Origin of the sequence: Bradyrhizobium sp. AT1, assembly GCF_001590795.1 — a bacterium.
In the GTDB taxonomy this organism is placed as follows: domain Bacteria; phylum Pseudomonadota; class Alphaproteobacteria; order Rhizobiales; family Xanthobacteraceae; genus Bradyrhizobium.
This window is the reverse complement of record NZ_JXDL01000001.1, coordinates 5,106,554-5,123,174: the sequence shown is the minus strand read 5'-3', so window position 1 is coordinate 5,123,174 and position 16,621 is coordinate 5,106,554. Positions and strand designations below refer to the sequence as shown.

The window sequence follows — 16,621 nt, the reverse complement described above, 5'->3', positions numbered from 1 at the left end:
CGACGAGCGCAAAACGCAGGGCGCGGCGATCAATCAGGCCAAGGATGAGGTCACCCAGGCGCTCGCAGCAAAGCGCGAGGTGCTGAAATCGGCGGCGCTCGATGCGCGGCTGGCGTCCGAGACCGTCGACGTCACGCTGCCGCTGCGCGATGCGCCGGCTGAAGCCGGCCGCATCCATCCGCTGAGCCAGGTCTGGGACGAGCTGACCACGATCTTCGCCGACATGGGATTCTCGGTGGCGGAAGGCCCCGACATCGAGACCGACGATTACAACTTCACCAAGCTGAACTTCCCGGAAGGCCATCCCGCGCGCGAGATGCACGACACGTTCTTCTTCCATCCGAAGGAGGACGGCTCGCGCATGCTGCTGCGGACCCACACCTCGCCGGTGCAGGTGCGCACCATGCTGAGCCAGAAGCCGCCGATCCGCGTGATCTGCCCGGGGCGCACCTACCGCATCGATTCGGACGCGACCCACACGCCGCAATTCCACCAGGTCGAAGGCCTCGTCATCGACAAGCATTCGCATCTCGGCCACCTCAAATGGATCCTGCACGAGTTCTGCAAGGCGTTCTTCGAGGTCGACCACATCAACATGCGCTTCCGCCCGTCGTTCTTCCCGTTCACGGAGCCGTCGCTCGAAGTCGACATCCAGTGCCGCCGCGACAAGGGCGAGATCCGCTTCGGCGAGGGCGAGGACTGGCTCGAGATTCTCGGCTGCGGCATGGTGCATCCGAACGTGCTGCGCGCCTGCGGCATCGATCCCGACGAGTACCAGGGCTTCGCCTGGGGCATGGGCATCGACCGCATCGCCATGTTGAAATACGGCATCGCCGACCTGCGCCAGCTGTTCGACAGCGACGTCCGCTGGCTGAGCCATTACGGCTTCAAGCCGCTCGAAGTACCAACGCTTGCCGGAGGGCTGAGCTCGTGAAATTCACCCTCTCCTGGCTGAAAGACCATCTCGATACCGACGAGCCGCTCGACAAGCTGGCCGAGAAGCTCACCATGATCGGGCTCGAGGTCGAGAACATCGAGGACAAGGCGAAGGTGCTGAAGCCCTTCACCATCGCGAAGGTGATCTCGGCGGAGCAGCATCCGAATGCGGACCGGCTGCGCGTCTGCATGGTCGACACCGGTGACGGTGGCGCGCCGGTGCAGGTGGTGTGCGGCGCGCCGAATGCGCGCGCGGGCCTCGTCAGCGTGTTCTCGCCGCCCGGCACCTACATCCCCGGCAAGGACATCACGCTCGGTGTCGGCACGATCCGCGGCGTCGAGAGCCGCGGCATGCTATGCTCGGCGGCCGAGCTGCAGATCTCCAACGACCATGACGGCATCATGGAATTGCCGGCGGATGCGCCGATCGGCGCTGGATACGCCGAATGGGCCGCGCTCGGCGATCCCGTGGTGGAGATCAACCTGACGCCGAACCGGCAGGATTGCACCGGCGTGCACGGCATCGCGCGCGATCTCGCCGCCGCCGACATGGGCAAGTTCAAGGATCCGACCATCAAGCCGATCAAGGGCGAGTTCCCGTGCCCGGTGAAGGTCACGGTCGAGGACGCCGCGCTCTGTCCGGGCTTCGCGCTTCGCCTCGTGCGCGGTGTCAAGAACGGTCCGTCACCGGAATGGCTGCAGAAGCGGCTCACCGCGATCGGGCTGCGCCCGATCAACGCGCTGGTCGACATCACCAACTTCATGACCTACGACCGCGCGCGCCCGCTGCACGTGTTCGACGCCAAGAAGGTGACGGGCAATCTCGTCGTGCGCCGCGCGCGCGACGGCGAGACGCTGCTGGCGCTCGACGGCCGCACCTATAATCTCGATCCCGCGACCTGCGTGATCGCGGACGAGCATGGCGTCGAATCGCTCGCCGGCATCATGGGCGGCGAGGCCTCGGGCTGCGACGAGACCACCACCGATGTGCTGATCGAATCGGCGCTGTGGAACGAGATCAACATCGCCCAGACCGGCCGCAAGCTCGGCATCAATTCCGATGCGCGCTACCGCTTCGAGCGCGGCGTCGATCCGGCTTTCATGGTGCCCGGGCTTGAGCTTGCGACCAAGCTCGTGATGGAGATGTGCGGCGGCACGGCGTCCGAGAACGTCGTGGTCGGCAAATCCTTCGGCGACGATCGCGTGATCGATTTCCCCACCACCGAAGTCAAGCGTCTCTCCGGCATCGAGGTGCCGCAAACCGAGATGAAGCGCATCCTGACCCATCTCGGTTTCATGATGGCGGGCCCGGGCCCGGTCGTGAAGGTCGCGGTGCCCTCGTGGCGCTCGGACGTGCACGGCAAGGCCGACATCGTCGAGGAGATCGTCCGCATCTTCGGCGTCGACAAGGTGCCGATGACGCCGTTCGAGCGCGGTGACGACGCACGCAAGCCGGTGCTGACGCCGCTTCAGCTCCGCATCCGCCGCGCCCGGCGGGCGCTGGCGAGCCGCGGCATCATCGAAGCGGTGACATGGTCGTTCATCACGAAGAGCGCAGCCGAGCTGTTCGGCGGCGGCCAGCGCGAGCTCGAAGTCGCCAACCCGATCGCGTCTGACCTCTCCGACATGCGCCCGACCTTGCTCGCGGGCCTGATCGCGGCCGCACAAGCCAACGCCAATCGCGGCGTAAGCGATGTCGCGCTATTCGAAGTCGGCCAGGTCTTCAGGGGTGATCGCCCGCAGGACCAGTTCATGGCGGCAAGCGGCGTGCGCCGCGGCTTTGCCTCCTCGGAAGGCCTGGGGCGGCACTGGACCGGCTCGGCGCAACCCGATGTATTCGACGCCAAGGCCGATGCGCTGGCGGTGCTGGCTGCCGCCGGCGCGCCGATGCAGGCGCTGCAGATCGTCGCGGGCGGCCCGAAATGGCTGCACCCGGGTCGTTCCGGCACGATCCAGATCGGTCCGCAGAACGTGCTCGGCTATTTCGGCGAGGTTCACCCGCGCGCGCTCGAGGCGCTCGGCGCCGACGGCCCGCTGCTGGTGTTCGAGGTGATCCTCGACCGTATTCCCGAGGCGAAGAAGAAGCCGACACGCGCCAAGCCCGTGATCGAGCTGTCGTCGTTCCAGCCGGTGTCACGCGACTTCGCCTTCATCGTCGATCGCAGCGTCAAGGCGGCCGACATCGTCCGTGCCGCGCAGGGCGTCGACAAGAAGCTGATCACGTCCGTCAACGTCTTCGACGTCTACGAGGGCAAGGGCATCGACGACGGCAAGAAGTCGATCGCGGTCGCGGTGACGCTCCAGCCGCGCGAGAAGACCCTGACCGATCAGGAGATCGACGCCGTCGCGGCGAAGATCGTCGCCGAGGTCACGAAGAAGACCGGCGGCACGCTGCGGGGATGAGTATTGCGGACTTCCTTCCGAAGGACGTCAGCCTCAGCATCGCGATGGCGCTCTGCGCCGTCGCGTTCGTTTCAGGTACCGCGCGCGGCTTCTCCGGCTTCGGCTCGGCGCTGATCTTCATGCCGCTGGCGAGCAGCATCGCGGCGCCGCGGCTGGTCGCGGCTCTGCTGCTCGTCATCGACTTCGTCGCCGCCGCGCCGCTGCTGCCCGACGCTTGGCGGAAGGCCGACCGCAAGGCCACCGCCGTGATCGTGCTGGGCGCGCTGGTCGGCGTTCCCGTCGGCACCTATTTCCTCAGCGTGCTCGAGCCCGTCACCACGCGCTGGATCATCTCCTGCTTCGTCGCGGCGCTCCTGCTCCTGCTGCTGTCGGGCTGGCGCTATCGCGGCAAGGACCATGCCTGGCTCTCGGTCGGCATTGGCGGCCTCTCGGGTTTCTGCAGCGGCTTGGCGCAGACCGGCGGCCCGCCGATCGTCGGCTATTGGCTCGGCCGCCCCATTGCGCCGGTCGTCGCGCGCGCCAACATCGTGCTGTTCTTCGGCGCGTCTGATTTCTTTTCGATGGTCAGCTACGCGACCACGGGGTTGATCTCGCGCGAATCGCTGCTGCTGTCGCTGATCGTCGGGCCGGTCTATGCGATCGGCGTCGCGTTCGGCGCCTCGCTGTTCGGGCGCGCGAGCGAGAAGGTGTTTCGCGGGATTTGCTACGGACTGATTGCGTTGGCGGTGATTTTTGGACTGCCGGTGCTGGACGGGGTGTTGCGGTAATAGACTCCGCCGTCGTCCCCGCGAACGCGGGGACCCATTACCCCGGTCAGTGCTTGTAGCGCGAAGCTGACAACTCCGAGTCTTCGCAAAACCACGTCCTGTGGTTATGGGTCCCTGCGTTCGCAGGGACGACAGCGAAGTTTGTAGCGGGCTTGATCAACCTACTGCCGCGGTGCGCGGCGCTTCTTCGTCGACTGCGTCGGCACGTCGGCCGGCTCGTCCTTCAGCGCACCGATCTTGCGCAAGGCGGCGTCCGCGGCGCGCTCGCCGCTTTCCCAGGCGCCGTCGACGGTGCCCCACAGCGTCTCATGGGTGGCCTCGCCCGCGAGGAACACATTGCCGATCGGCTCGGTCAAAATCTTTCGCGAGAGTTGGCCGCCGGGGGAGGCCGCCGACATGGCGCCCATCACGAAAGGCGAGGCATTCCAGCGCGTGGCGCTGGTCTTCTGCACGGCGGAGGCGGCCTCGCTGCCGAACAATTTCGTGATCCATTCCTTGGCGAACGCAGCCATCGCCGTCTCGCCCTGCTCGGAGAGATCGCGGCCGAATGAGCCGCCGACGTCGATTGAGCAGAGCGAGGAGCCGCCAATATTGGCGAACATCAGCGCCGTGCGCGTCGAATTGCTCTGCTCGATGAGGATGTCGTCGCGCGACAGGCCGAGCGGGTTGCCCGGCAGTTGCAGCACGATGCGATCGTAGCTGCCGAGGCCGAGCTTCGAGGCCGCATCCAGCGTGCGTTTGGGGATGTCGGGCGTGAACTTGATCGCGCCCGATGTCAGCACGTTGGTCGAGACCGTGACGATGACGGCGCGCGCGGCGATCTTCCCCGCTGGCGTCTCCACGCTGACGTCGCGATTGCTCCAACCGATACGGCTCGCCGGCGTCGACAGCGCCACCGGCGCCTGCTCGCCGAGCTTGGTGATCAGCGTGCCCAGGCCCTGACGGCAGGCGATCGCCGCGTTGCGGTCCTGCGCGCGTCCCTTGTCGATCGCGGACAGCTCCTTCAGGTCCTTGCCGGCAAAGCCCGCGCCCAGCATGAACTCGGCCGCGCCCGCCCAATCGCCGAGATCCTTCGGCAGCACGGACGCGCAAGACGTATCCAGTTTGGCCCGCGAGGCATCATCGATGGCGCGGTTGGCGCGCACCAGCGCCGCCAGGAATTGCTCGGTCTCGCCCGCACGGGCGTTGCGGCGGCCGATGCGCATCTTCTGGCCCGATGGCGCCGGCAGCACGTCGAGCCCGACGCTGCGTGCCAGCCGGATCATCGGATTGGTGTCGGGATTGTGCATCCAGCGCGCACCGCGGTCGAACGGCACCTCGAAGGTCGTGCTGTCTGTGATACAGCGGCCGCCGATTTGCGAGGCCGCTTCCACTACGACGACCTTGCGGCCCGTCGCGGTGATGCGCCGCGCTGCGGCGATTCCCGCGGCCCCCGCACCGATCACGACGATGTCGGCCTCACGCGGCAGCGGCGCGGCGGTTGCGCGCAGGACCGGCATTGCCGCAAGGCCCGCCGACGCGACAAGGAAACCGCGGCGCGTGATTGTCATGTCATGGTTTCCGAGGACTTGCGGCGAACGGGAACAGTCAGCGAACCTTGCCGCATCTGATGTTGCACGGCAACCATCATGGTGAATCAATCGTGCTTGATGTCACGGAGTGATGAACCGAATTGCAACAGGTTTAGACCATGATAGAGAAGGGAAAAAGACGGTCGGAAAAGGCCGTGGGGGGAGTTTGAAATGGGGACGGTCCTAGATTCTGTCGGCAAGCTGATTGCCGCGTACCTCTCCAAGGAGGTGCCGGGCTACGAGCCGTTCACGCCGAGCGATCCGGAGCACCTGCGCGGCGTCATCGAGCCCGGCGACGTGCTGCTGGTCGAGGGCAACAACCGCATCTCCGGCATCATCAAATACCTGACGCAGTCGACCTGGTCGCATGCGGCGCTCTATGTGGGTCCGATCGAGGGCGCGGAAGAGGCGGACGGTGAGCCGCATGTGCTGATCGAGGCCAATATCGGCGAGGGCGTCACCTCGGCGCCGCTGTCGAAATATTTCCCCTATCACACCCGCGTCTGCCGCCCGGTCGGGCTGTCCTACGAGGACCGCACCACGGTCTGCCGCTATGCGATCAACCGCATCGGCTTCGGCTACGACACCAAGAACATCGTCGACCTCATGCGCTTCCTGTTTCCGCTGCCGGTTCCGCAGCGCTGGCGGCGCCGCATGATCGCGCTTGGCTCGGGCGATCCGACCAAGATCATCTGCTCGGCGCTGATCGCACAGGCGTTCGACGCCGTGCGCTACCCGATCCTGCCGAAGATCACCAAGGCCGGCAGCCGCGCCGCCCGGCGCGAGATCCTGCACATCCGCGATTCCTCGCTCTACATGCCCCGCGACTTCGACATCTCGCCCTATTTCGAAGTCGTCAAACCCACCATCGTGCACGGCTTCGACTACACCGCCCTGCACTGGGCCGACAAGCAGAAGCCGCTCGAGGAGGTAGCGGGCACATTCAGTGTGTTTCCAGAAACGCTCAGTGCGCCGCCGCTCGTTCCTGAAGCGGTTGACCAAGAGGCGCCGGATGAGATTCCGGCTCAGCAAGTGAGCCCACCGCCTGCGGTGGGCGAAAGCCTCCCCGCACATGTCCCGCTGCTGAAGAAGCTGGCGATGTACCGCCCGCGTCGGCGTGGTCGCGCGCGAGAGAGAGCGGCGTAATAGCTGTCGTCCCTGCGAACGCAGGGACCCATACCGCGTGATCTATCGATTGCGGGTGGTGCGTATCGATCGACGAGTCTTCGCCAAACCCCGTCCTGGGGTTATGGGTCCCTGCGTTCGCAGGGACGACACTTGAGGTGGCGTAGGGTCTCGCGTCTCACTAACAGTCATCGCGAGAGCGCAGCGACGAAGCAATGACGGCGGGGCCCTACCGCTCCGCCCGTCCGATCACCGCCATCAACTCCGCGATCTTCGCGCGCTGATCGGCCTTGTCGCCGCTGGCGATGGCGTGCTCGACGCAATGGGCGACGTGATCCTTCAGGACTTCCTCCTCGACCCGGCGCAGCGCGGCGCGCACCGCCGAGATCTGCGTCACGATGTCGATGCAGTAGCGGTCTTCCTCTACCATTTTCGAGAGCCCGCGAACCTGACCCTCGATCCGGCCCAGGCGTTTTCCGACAGATGCCTTGATGTCTTTGCGCATGGGGTCTATATACCCCTACCGGGTATAGGTTACAAGACCACAGGCAAGGCCGGAGCAGGACAATGAACAACAACGAGCACGACGCGGACAAGCATTCCGGATGCGGTTGCTCGAGCAAGGCTGCCGCGCCGGCGGCGAAGCCCGCGACCTCCGCGTGCTGCGGCGGCCACGGCGATCATTCCGGCCATGCCCATCATCACACCCATGCCCACGGTGGCGCCTTGACTGAGGTCAAGGACCCCGTCTGCGGCATGAGCGTCGATCCCGCGACCTCGAAGCACCGGTTTGACCATCACGGCGAAACCTTCCATTTCTGCTCGGCCGGCTGCCGCACCAAGTTCGCCGCTGATCCCGCGAAATATCTGGCCGAGGACAAGGCGCCCGCGCCGGAGATGCCCGCCGGCACGATCTACACCTGCCCGATGCACCCCGAGATCCGCCAGGTCGGACCCGGCAGCTGCCCGATCTGCGGCATGGCGCTGGAGCCGGAAGTCGCGAGCCTGGAGAGCGGACCCAACCCTGAGCTCGCCGACATGACGCGGCGGTTCTGGATCGGCGGCGCGCTGGCGCTGCCGGCGGTGGTGCTGGAGATGGGCGGCCATCTCGCGGGTCCCCACAACTGGATCGATGCGACGCTGTCGAACTGGATCCAGCTCGTGTTCGCCACGCCCGTGGTGTTGTGGGCCGGCTGGCCGTTCTTCGTCCGCGGCTGGCAGTCGCTGCTGACGCGCAACCTCAACATGTTCACGCTGATCGCGATGGGCACCGGCGTTGCCTATGTCTACAGCCTTGCCGGCACGCTCGCGCCTCAGATCTTCCCTGCCAATTTCCGTGGCCATGAAGGCGCGGTCGCGGTGTATTTCGAGGCGGCGGCGGTCATCACCGTGCTGGTGCTGCTCGGCCAGGTGTTGGAGCTGCGTGCCCGTGATGCGACCTCGGGCGCGATCAAAGCGCTGTTGCAGCTGGCGCCAAAGACCGCCCGCCGCGTCGACGCCGATGGCGGCGAGCATGAGGTCGAGATCGACACGCTCCATGCCGGCGACAGCTTGCGCGTTCGCCCCGGCGAGAAGGTACCGGTCGACGGAATCATACTGGAAGGCCGTTCCTCGCTCGACGAGTCCCTGGTCACCGGCGAATCCATGCCTGTGACCAAGGAGACCGGCGCAAAGGTCATTGCCGGCACGCTGAACCAGTCGGGCAGCTTCATCATGCGCGCCGAGAAGGTCGGCCGCGAGACGCTGCTGTCGCAGATCGTGCAGATGGTCGCGGACGCGCAGCGCTCACGCGCACCGATCCAGCGTCTGGCCGATCAGGTCGCCGGCTGGTTCGTGCCCGCCGTGATCGTCGTCGCCCTCGCCGCTTTCGGCGCCTGGGCCTGGTTCGGACCGGAGCCGCGGCTGGCCTTCGGTCTCGTCGCCGCCGTCAGCGTGCTGATCATCGCCTGCCCCTGCGCGCTGGGCCTAGCGACCCCGATGTCGATCATGGTCGGCGTCGGCCGCGGCGCGCAAGGCGGCGTGCTGATCAAGAACGCCGAGGCGCTGGAGCGGATGGAGAAGATCGACACGCTGGTGGTCGACAAGACGGGAACGCTGACCGAGGGCAAGCCCAAGGTGGTCGCGATCGTGCCGGCGGCGGGCTTTGCGGAAGATGACATCCTCCGCATGGCGGCCAGCGTCGAGCGCGCCAGCGAGCATCCCTTGGCCGACGCGATCGTGCGCGCAGCCAAGGAGAAGCAGCTTGCCCTCGGCCAGGTCGAGCACTTCGATTCGCCGACCGGCAAGGGCGCCACCGGCAAGGTCGACGGCAAGACCATCGCGCTCGGCAATGCCAGATACCTGTCGTCGATCGGAATCGACACGACAGCGCTCGACGCTGAAGCCGAACGGCTGCGCCAGGACGGCGCCACCGTCATCAACATGGCCGTCGACGGCCGGCTGGCCGGACTGTTCGCGATCGCCGATCCGGTCAAGGCCTCGACGCCGGAGGCGCTCAAGGCGTTGTCTGCCGAAGGCATCAAGGTGATCATGCTGACCGGCGACAACCGCACCACGGCGGAAGCAGTGGCGCGCCGGCTCGGCATCGCCGAGGTTGAGGCCGAGGTGCTGCCGGACCAGAAGAGCGCGGTGGTGACCAAGCTGCAAAAGGCCGGCCGCATCGTCGCGATGGCCGGCGACGGCGTCAACGACGCGCCGGCGCTGGCCGCCGCCGAAGTCGGCATCGCCATGGGCACCGGCACGGACGTGGCGATGGAGAGCGCCGGCGTGACCCTGCTCAAGGGCGATCTCATCGGCATCGTCCGCGCGCGAAAGCTGTCGCAGGCCACGATGAGCAACATCCGGCAAAACCTGTTCTTCGCCTTCATCTACAACGCCGCCGGCATTCCGATCGCGGCCGGCATCCTCTATCCTGCCTTCGGCCTGCTGCTCTCGCCGATCATCGCGGCGGCGGCGATGGCGCTGTCCTCGGTGAGCGTGGTCGGCAATGCGCTGCGCCTGCGGGCGACGCGGCTGTAGGGACCCTGCGTAGCCCGGATGGAGCGCAAGCGAAATCCGGGTTCTGCCAACAAATCGAGACTGCCCCGGATTGCGCTTCGCTCCATCCGGGCTACGGTTCACGGATATAGGCGGGACGCGGAGAGGACCTGATGCAGCGAATTACGATCACGATCGAGGACGATCTCTTGGCGGAGATCGATGCGGCGGCGGAAGCGCGAGGCTATCAGAACCGCTCCGAGATCATCCGCGATCTCGCCCGCGCCGGCCTGCAGCAGAGCACCGAGGACACCGCGCAGACCGGCCCGTGCGTCGCCGGCCTCGTCTATGTCTACGACCACGCCGCCCGCGATCTGTCGAAACGGCTGGTGCAGGAATTCCACGGCCATCACGACCTCGCGCTGGCGACCCTGCACGTCCATCTCGACGACAACAATTGCATGGAGATGACGGCGCTGAAGGGGTCCGCCGACGAGGTCAAGCATTTTGCCGACCACATCATCGCCGAACGCGGCGTGCGCTATGGCCGGGTGGTAATGATCCCGACAGGGGAAGGCAAGCCGGCGAAGGGACGGAAGCACGGGCATCGGCACGACTAGTTGAGAGTTGCGTGCCCCGGACGCAGCGCAGCGCGCACTTCAGCGGTGCGCTGCAGAGCCGGGGCCCATCTCGCGTCAAGCTCCTGGGTCCCGGCTCTGCAGCGCGTCATTGCATGCCGCGCTGCGTCCGGGACACGAGACTTTTACGCCGCATGCCAGCGTGGACCCCCTCCCTTGCCGAAGCCACAATGGGTATCTACGTCTCGCGCAGTGTTCACCTCAGAGGGTCCCCCATGCTGGATGCCGCCATCAAGGCGCTGTCACAAATGATCTCGCCGCCGATGCGCTCGATCCTGTGGCGATCGATCGGGCTCGCGCTGGTGCTGATCATCGTGCTGGCGATCGGCTTGCAGCGGCTGCTGAGCTGGTTTGCGACCTATGGCGAGGTCTGGCTTGAGGGACTGCTCGGTCCCGGCTGGCACACATCGCTCGAGGTCCTGGCCTGGATCGTCTCGATCGCGGCGGGACTTGGCGTCGTGTTCGGGGCCGTGTTTCTGATGCCGGCGATCACTTCGCTGGTGGCGAGCCTGTTCGTTGATGACGTCGCCGACATCGTCGAGCGCGAACACTACCCCGCCGAACGGCCGGGCGTTGCGCTGCCGATCAGCCAGGCGATCTACGAGGGCGTCAAGACCGCGCTCCTGACCATTCTGGTCTATCTGATCGCGCTGCCGCTGGTGCTGTTCGCCGGCGCAGGCTTCCTGATCTTCTTCCTCGCCACCGCCTGGCTGCTCGGCCGTGAATATTTCGAGCTTGCGGCGATGCGCTTCCGCTCACCGGAGGAAGCCAAGGCGATGCGGCGCGACAACGCCGCGATCATCTTCACCGCCGGCCTTTTCATCGCCGCCTTCGTTTCGATCCCGATCGTCAATCTGGCGACGCCGATCTTCGCCATGGCCTTCATGGTCCACATGCACAAGCGGCTGTCGGGCCCGCGGCCGGAGCTGATCGAGCCGGCGCGGCAGATGCGGTGATGCGCTCTACGTCACCTGCACGCCGCATTTGCGCAGCACCGTCTTGGCGAAGCCGAACGGCGCCGGCGTGAACGGGCCTGGGGGCGCGCGGGTGATCAGTGCGACGACGCCGAGAGCAGCCACGGCGAGCCAGAAGCACAGCCAGAAACCGTCGATATAGGCGAGCACATTGGCCTCGCGCTGCACGATGCCCGCGAGCGTGCCGACGGCGCGCGGCTGCGCCGATCCCGTGCCATGGGCGGCGAATTGATCGGCGAGCTGCTTCAATCTCTGCGTCACCTCGATATCGCCGACGCCGAGGTTCTGACCGAGATAGAACGAATGGACCTGCTCGCGCACGCGCAGCCACGTCCCCATCAGCGCCACGCCGATCTCGGCGCCGCCGAGCCGCATGATCTGGATATAGGCGGCGAACGACGTGGCGCGGCTGGGATCGGAGTTGGACAGCAGCGTGATGATGAGCGGCAGCAAGGTCAGTGACTGACCGATCGCCTGGAGCAGCACGATCCCTGCGAAATCCTCGCGCGCCCAGGCATGAGTGAGCTGCGTGCCCCAGAGATTGGCGGCAGCGAAGCAGGCAAATCCGGCGACCACCACGGTCCGCGTGTCGAAATGCCTGAGCAGCCAGATCGAGACCGGCACCAGCACGAACATCGGCAAGGCGCCATAGGTCAGCAGCAGCATGCCGCTCTGCTCGGGCCTGAGCTGGCCGACCGTGGCGAGGAAGTTCGGCACCAGCGAGGCGTTGGAGAGGCTGGCAAGCGTGTAGAGCAGGATCAGGACCAGCCCCAATCCGATGTTGCGCGAGAACAGCACGTTGACATGCGCCCAGGGCTGCCGGACCAGCGACTCGTTGACCAGGAAGGCCGCAAACAGCACCGCCCCGCTGACGAGCAGCGCCATCACCGTGCCCGAGCCGAGCCAGTCCAGCCGGTTGCCCTGGTCGAGCCCGGCATAGATCATCGCGACGGAGGCGCCGAGCAGCAGCATGCCGCCCCAATCGGCCTCGCGCAGCAGCGCGCGGTTCACCGGCTCGTTCGGCGTGCCCCAATAAACCATCAGGCCCATCAGCGGCGCGATCACCACGCCCTGCCAGTACAGCCATTGCCAGCCGAGATGATCGACATAGAAGCCGACCAGCGAGGTCGAGCTGTCCAGCGCGAAGCCGACGCGGATCGCATAGATCGAGATCGCCGGCAGCCACCAGCGGATCGGCAGATTGCGGAACACGATCATCAGCGTCGCCGGCACGAAGGTGCCGAGCAGCAGGCCATGCACGACGCTGAGCACGAGCAGTGTCGTATAATCGTGCACGAACGGGATGATCAGCGATACCGCGGCATAAGCAAGGCTCGGAATGCCGAGCACACGGCGCAGTCCGAACACGGTGGCAAGCCAGGCCACTGCAGGCGCGATGAAGATCTGGGAGCCGATGCCGGCGGTGGAGAGCCAGGCGCCCTCGTCGAACGAGAGCGAGAATGCGCCGCGCAGATCCGGCAGGCCGACCGTGGTCAGCCGGCTGTCGAAATTGGCGAGGAACGAGCCGAGCAACACGGCCGCGACGGCAAACAGCGGCTGCGGCGCGACGCCGCCGCGCGAGACCGGTCCGCGATCGCCGTCGTCATTTTCCGCCATTGCCGGCTCTGGTGTCGATGCGGGTGACGACCGACATGCCCGGCACCAGGCGCGCCAGCAGCGGCTGGCCGTCGTCGAGCTGAATGCGCACGGGAATGCGCTGCACCACCTTGGTGAAATTGCCGGTGGCGTTGTCAGGCGGTAGCAGCGCCACCTGCGCGCCCGTCGCCGGCGCGATGCGCTCGACCCTGCCGCGCAGCGTCTCGCGCGGGAAACTGTCGACGGTGATCTCGACCGGCTGACCCGGAGCCACGTGGGTGAGCTGGGTCTCCTTGTAGTTCGCGATCACATAGACCTTCGGCAGCGGCACCACATTGATGAGGTTAGTGCCGATATTGACGTAGTCGCCGGGCTGCACCTGGCGCTCGCCGACGACGCCGTCGAACGGCGCCGAGATTTTGGTATAGCCGAGCTTGAGCCTGGCGCCCGCCAGCGTTGCCTTGGCCGCATCGACGTCGGCGGCGCGCTGCTTCCGCGTGCCTTGCAGGACCTCGAGCTGGTGCTGCTGGGCGGCGATCACGGCGCGGCTCGCGCGCACGTCGGCCTGCGCTTTGGCGTAAGCGGCGACCGCCTGCTCGAACCGCTGACGCGTGCCGGATTCGGTTTGCGACAGCGATTGCTGGCGCTCCTGCTCCTGCCGCGCCTCGACCTCCATGGCTTCGGCAGAGAGCCGCGCGGCCTGCGCCTGCGCGATCGTCGCATATTGCAGCTCGATCTGGTTGGCCAGATTGTCGAGAGTAGCCTGCGCGGCGGCGACCGCAGCTTCGGCCTGAGCCACTTGCGCCTCGTAGTCGGCGGGATCGATCTGGATCAGGAGATCACCGGCCTTGACGCGCTGGAAGTCGGTCACGGCGACGGTCAGCACTTCGCCCGAGACGCGGCTGGACAACCGGGTCAGCTCGGCGCGCACATAGGCGTCATTGGTGGTCTGGATCGCCGCATTGCCGACCCATTCGTCGAAGCGCAGCGTCGCCAGCACGACGAAGGCGAGCGCGGCGATCACGGCGAACAGCGGGATCGCGAGCCGGCTCCACAGCGAAGCGGCCGGCCGCTGTGTTGGCTTTGGTGACGCAGCGGGTGGCGGTGACACTTGCTCTTGTTGACTCACGGATGACCCCAAAACGCTTCGCTTTCACCACCGGCATTCCGGGATCGTCCGAAGGACCAGACCCCGAATGGCTGAATCCCGTTACACCGTCTTCTCCGGCCACCGGCAGAGATCGTTGATCAGGCAGACCTCACAGCGCGGCGTGCGGGCGAGACAAGTATAGCGGCCGTGCAAGATCAGCCAATGATGGGCGTGCAGCATGAACTCGGCCGGGATCACCTTTTCGAGACCAAGCTCGACCTCCAGCGGCGTCTTGCCGGGCGCAAGTCCCGTGCGGTTGCCGACGCGGAAGACATGCGTGTCGACCGCCATGGTGTGCTCGCCGAAGGCCATGTTGAGCACGACGTTCGCGGTCTTGCGGCCGGCGCCGGGCAACGACTCGATCTCGGCGCGCGTGCGCGGCACCTCGCCGCCGAATTCACTGAGCATCTTGGCCGACAGCGCGATCACGTTTTTCGCCTTGGTGCGGTAGAGCCCGATGGTCTTGATGTAGTCGCGCAAGCGCTCCTCGCCGAGATCGAGCATCTTCTGCGGCGTGTCGGCCACCTCGAACAGCGCGCGCGTCGCCTTGTTGACGCCGGCATCGGTTGCCTGCGCCGACAGCACCACGGCAACCAGCAGCGTGAACGGATTGACGTGCTCGAGTTCGCCTTTCGGCTCCGGGTTGGCTTTGCGGAAGCGGCTGAAGGCTTCGTGGACCTCGGCGGGCGTCCAGGGTCTTGTCGCCTTTAGCGATTTCCCGGCAGGCACCGATGTCTTCGCGGGCTTGGTCTTGGCAGGCTTGGGCTTCGCGACGGCCGCCTTTGCCTTCTTGTTCGGCACTGGCGCTTTGCGCGGCGCCGGCTTGCGGGTGATTTTCGCCATGATCGGGATATACTGAGGGACGATGAGCACAGGCAACGAAATTGAGCGCGGCGACCCCGATCAGCGCGAGGTGCAGATCTTCTCCGCGCTGCTGACGCCGCACCGCTCGCTGAACCGCACCGGCTTCCTCGCCGTGATGCTGTTCCTGAGCGTGGTGAGCTTTGCCACCGGTCTCGCCTTCCTGTTGAAGGGCGCCTGGCCGGTGCTCGGCTTCTTCGGCCTCGACGTGCTGGTGGTGTGGTGGGCCTTCAAGGCCAATTTCCGCACCGCTCGGGCGCGGGAGGAGATCACGGTCACGACTTCCGAATTGCGCGTGCGGCGGATCAGCCATCGCGGCCAGGTCGCCGAATGGACCTTCAATCCGCTCTGGGTCCGGCTCGACATGGAGGTCGACGAGGATTTTGGCATCGAGCATCTCTACCTGATCTCGCGCGGCCGCCAGATCCAGATCGCAAGGTTTTTGGGACCGGAAGAAAAAGCAAGTTTTTACAAAGGCTTGGTCGAGGCGCTCAACGCCGCCAAGCGTGGCCCGACCTACAACCCGATCAGCTGATGTTGGTCGGAAATCGGGTGGTTTCGCACTCTGCCCTCCCCTACATTTCCGGTCATGATGACACTCGCCATACATGACCAGCGCCTGACCAAGCCGGGCCCCCAGAACGCCGCGCTGCGCGACTATGATTCGGTGCGCCGGGCTATCGCTTTCATTTCGGAGAACTGGCGCGCACAGCCGACCATCGAGGCGATGGCGGATGCGGCCGGGGTCACGCCGGATGAGCTGCACCATTTGTTCCGCCGCTGGGCCTCGATCACGCCGAAGGCCTTCATGCAGGCCCTGACGCTCGATCACGCCAAGGGCCTGCTGCGGGATTCCGCGAGCATCCTCGACGCGGCACTGGACTCCGGCCTGTCCGGCCCGGGCCGGCTGCACGATCTCTTCGTCACGCATGAAGCGATGTCGCCGGGCGAATGGAAGAACGGCGGCGCCGGCCTCACCTTGCGCTACGGCTTTCATTCCTCGCCGTTCGGCACGGCAATCGTGATCGCGACCGACCGTGGCCTGTCCGGCCTCGCCTTCGCCGACCACGGCGAAGAGAAGATCGCGCTCGCCGACATGACGCGGCGCTGGCCGAACGCCACCTATGTCGAGGACCACGAAGGCACCGCACCGCTCGCCGCGCGCATCTTCGACACGAAACTCTGGCGACCGGACCAGCCGCTGCGCGTGGTGATGATCGGCACCGATTTCGAGGTGCGGGTGTGGGAAACGCTGCTGAAGATCCCGATGGGCCGCGCGGTGTCCTATTCCGACATCGCCTGCAACATCAACAGCCCGAAGGCCTCACGCGCCGTCGGCGCGGCGGTCGGCAAGAACCCGGTCTCGTTCGTCGTGCCCTGCCACCGCGCGCTCGGCAAGAGTGGCACGCTGACGGGCTATCACTGGGGCATCACCCGGAAGCAGGCGATGCTGGGCTGGGAAGCCGGGCAGCTGGGGATGCAGTGATCTTCCCCCTCGCCCCGCTTGCGGGGAGAGGGTCGGGGTGAGGGGGAGTCTCCGCAGGGACGGTGACAGTCAGAGTCGCGGAGAGTTCCCCTCACCCGGAATGCGCGCTACGCGCGAATTCCGGCCTCTCCCCGCAAG

Annotated in this window: 14 protein-coding genes; 9 read left to right on the top strand and 5 right to left on the bottom strand. The window is 66.3% G+C overall.

Going from position 1 to position 16,621, the window contains the following annotated elements:
* The 3 genes from pheS to SE92_RS23785 form a co-directional block, all read left to right on the top strand.
* Nucleotides 1-934 (top strand): phenylalanine--tRNA ligase subunit alpha (pheS, locus tag SE92_RS23795; protein ID WP_063198835.1); only part of this gene is annotated, 934 nt, incomplete at its 5' end.
* On the top strand, nucleotides 931-3,339 hold the full coding sequence (gene pheT, locus SE92_RS23790; protein WP_063198833.1) for a phenylalanine--tRNA ligase subunit beta: 2,409 nt from the start codon (nucleotides 931-933) through the stop codon (nucleotides 3,337-3,339). The genes pheS and pheT, both read left to right, overlap by 4 nt.
* On the top strand, nucleotides 3,336-4,106 hold the full coding sequence (locus SE92_RS23785) for a sulfite exporter TauE/SafE family protein (RefSeq protein WP_063198832.1): 771 nt from the start codon (nucleotides 3,336-3,338) through the stop codon (nucleotides 4,104-4,106). The genes pheT and SE92_RS23785 overlap by 4 nt, the downstream gene beginning before the upstream one ends.
* Before the next feature lie 161 nt (nucleotides 4,107-4,267).
* On the opposite strand, the gene SE92_RS23780 is transcribed toward SE92_RS23785, so the two are convergent.
* Complete coding sequence (locus tag SE92_RS23780; protein WP_063198830.1) at nucleotides 4,268-5,656, bottom strand: flavin monoamine oxidase family protein; 1,389 nt, start codon at nucleotides 5,654-5,656, stop codon at nucleotides 4,268-4,270.
* 192 nt (nucleotides 5,657-5,848) lie between these two features.
* On the opposite strand from SE92_RS23780, the gene SE92_RS23775 reads away from it, so the two are divergent.
* A complete protein-coding gene (locus SE92_RS23775) occupies nucleotides 5,849-6,823 on the top strand; it encodes a YiiX/YebB-like N1pC/P60 family cysteine hydrolase (RefSeq protein WP_063198828.1) in 975 nt (324 codons plus the stop codon).
* A gap of 208 nt (nucleotides 6,824-7,031) precedes the next feature.
* Here the strand turns inward: SE92_RS23775 and SE92_RS23770 are convergent, their stop codons facing one another.
* A complete protein-coding gene (locus tag SE92_RS23770) occupies nucleotides 7,032-7,307 on the bottom strand; it encodes a metal-sensitive transcriptional regulator (protein WP_063198826.1) in 276 nt (91 codons plus the stop codon).
* A 62-nt stretch (nucleotides 7,308-7,369) separates the two neighbouring features.
* Here SE92_RS23770 and SE92_RS23765 point away from each other — a divergent pair, with 62 nt between their 5' ends.
* From SE92_RS23765 to SE92_RS23755, 3 genes are all read left to right on the top strand, one after another.
* Nucleotides 7,370-9,820, top strand: a complete 2,451-nt coding sequence (locus SE92_RS23765; protein ID WP_063198824.1) for a heavy metal translocating P-type ATPase — start codon at nucleotides 7,370-7,372, stop codon at nucleotides 9,818-9,820.
* A 131-nt stretch (nucleotides 9,821-9,951) separates the two neighbouring features.
* Nucleotides 9,952-10,398, top strand: coding sequence for a nickel-responsive transcriptional regulator NikR (nikR, locus tag SE92_RS23760; RefSeq protein WP_063198822.1), 447 nt, complete (start codon nucleotides 9,952-9,954; stop codon nucleotides 10,396-10,398).
* A 233-nt stretch (nucleotides 10,399-10,631) separates the two neighbouring features.
* Nucleotides 10,632-11,372, top strand: coding sequence for a sulfate transporter family protein (locus tag SE92_RS23755; protein ID WP_063198821.1), 741 nt, complete (start codon nucleotides 10,632-10,634; stop codon nucleotides 11,370-11,372).
* A gap of 6 nt (nucleotides 11,373-11,378) precedes the next feature.
* On the opposite strand, the gene SE92_RS23750 is transcribed toward SE92_RS23755, so the two are convergent.
* The 3 genes from SE92_RS23750 to nth all read right to left on the bottom strand — a co-directional run bounded on the left by SE92_RS23750 (nucleotide 11,379) and on the right by nth (nucleotide 14,979).
* Nucleotides 11,379-13,007 carry an MFS transporter gene (locus SE92_RS23750; protein ID WP_063198819.1) on the bottom strand — a complete coding sequence of 543 codons (1,629 nt, stop codon included), beginning with the start codon at nucleotides 13,005-13,007 and terminating at the stop codon, nucleotides 11,379-11,381.
* Nucleotides 12,994-14,115, bottom strand: a complete 1,122-nt coding sequence (locus SE92_RS23745) for an HlyD family secretion protein (RefSeq protein ID WP_063198817.1) — start codon at nucleotides 14,113-14,115, stop codon at nucleotides 12,994-12,996. The genes SE92_RS23750 and SE92_RS23745 overlap by 14 nt, the downstream gene beginning before the upstream one ends.
* Nucleotides 14,116-14,196: 81 nt before the next feature.
* A complete protein-coding gene (gene nth, locus SE92_RS23740) occupies nucleotides 14,197-14,979 on the bottom strand; it encodes an endonuclease III (RefSeq protein WP_063198816.1) in 783 nt (260 codons plus the stop codon).
* Between the two features lie 22 nt (nucleotides 14,980-15,001).
* On the opposite strand from nth, the gene SE92_RS23735 reads away from it, so the two are divergent.
* Nucleotides 15,002-15,532 carry a DUF2244 domain-containing protein gene (locus SE92_RS23735; protein ID WP_063198814.1) on the top strand — a complete coding sequence of 177 codons (531 nt, stop codon included), beginning with the start codon at nucleotides 15,002-15,004 and terminating at the stop codon, nucleotides 15,530-15,532.
* Between the two features lie 54 nt (nucleotides 15,533-15,586).
* Nucleotides 15,587-16,483 carry a methylated-DNA--[protein]-cysteine S-methyltransferase gene (locus SE92_RS23730; protein ID WP_063198813.1) on the top strand — a complete coding sequence of 299 codons (897 nt, stop codon included), beginning with the start codon at nucleotides 15,587-15,589 and terminating at the stop codon, nucleotides 16,481-16,483.
* Nucleotides 16,484-16,621 lie beyond the last annotated feature (138 nt).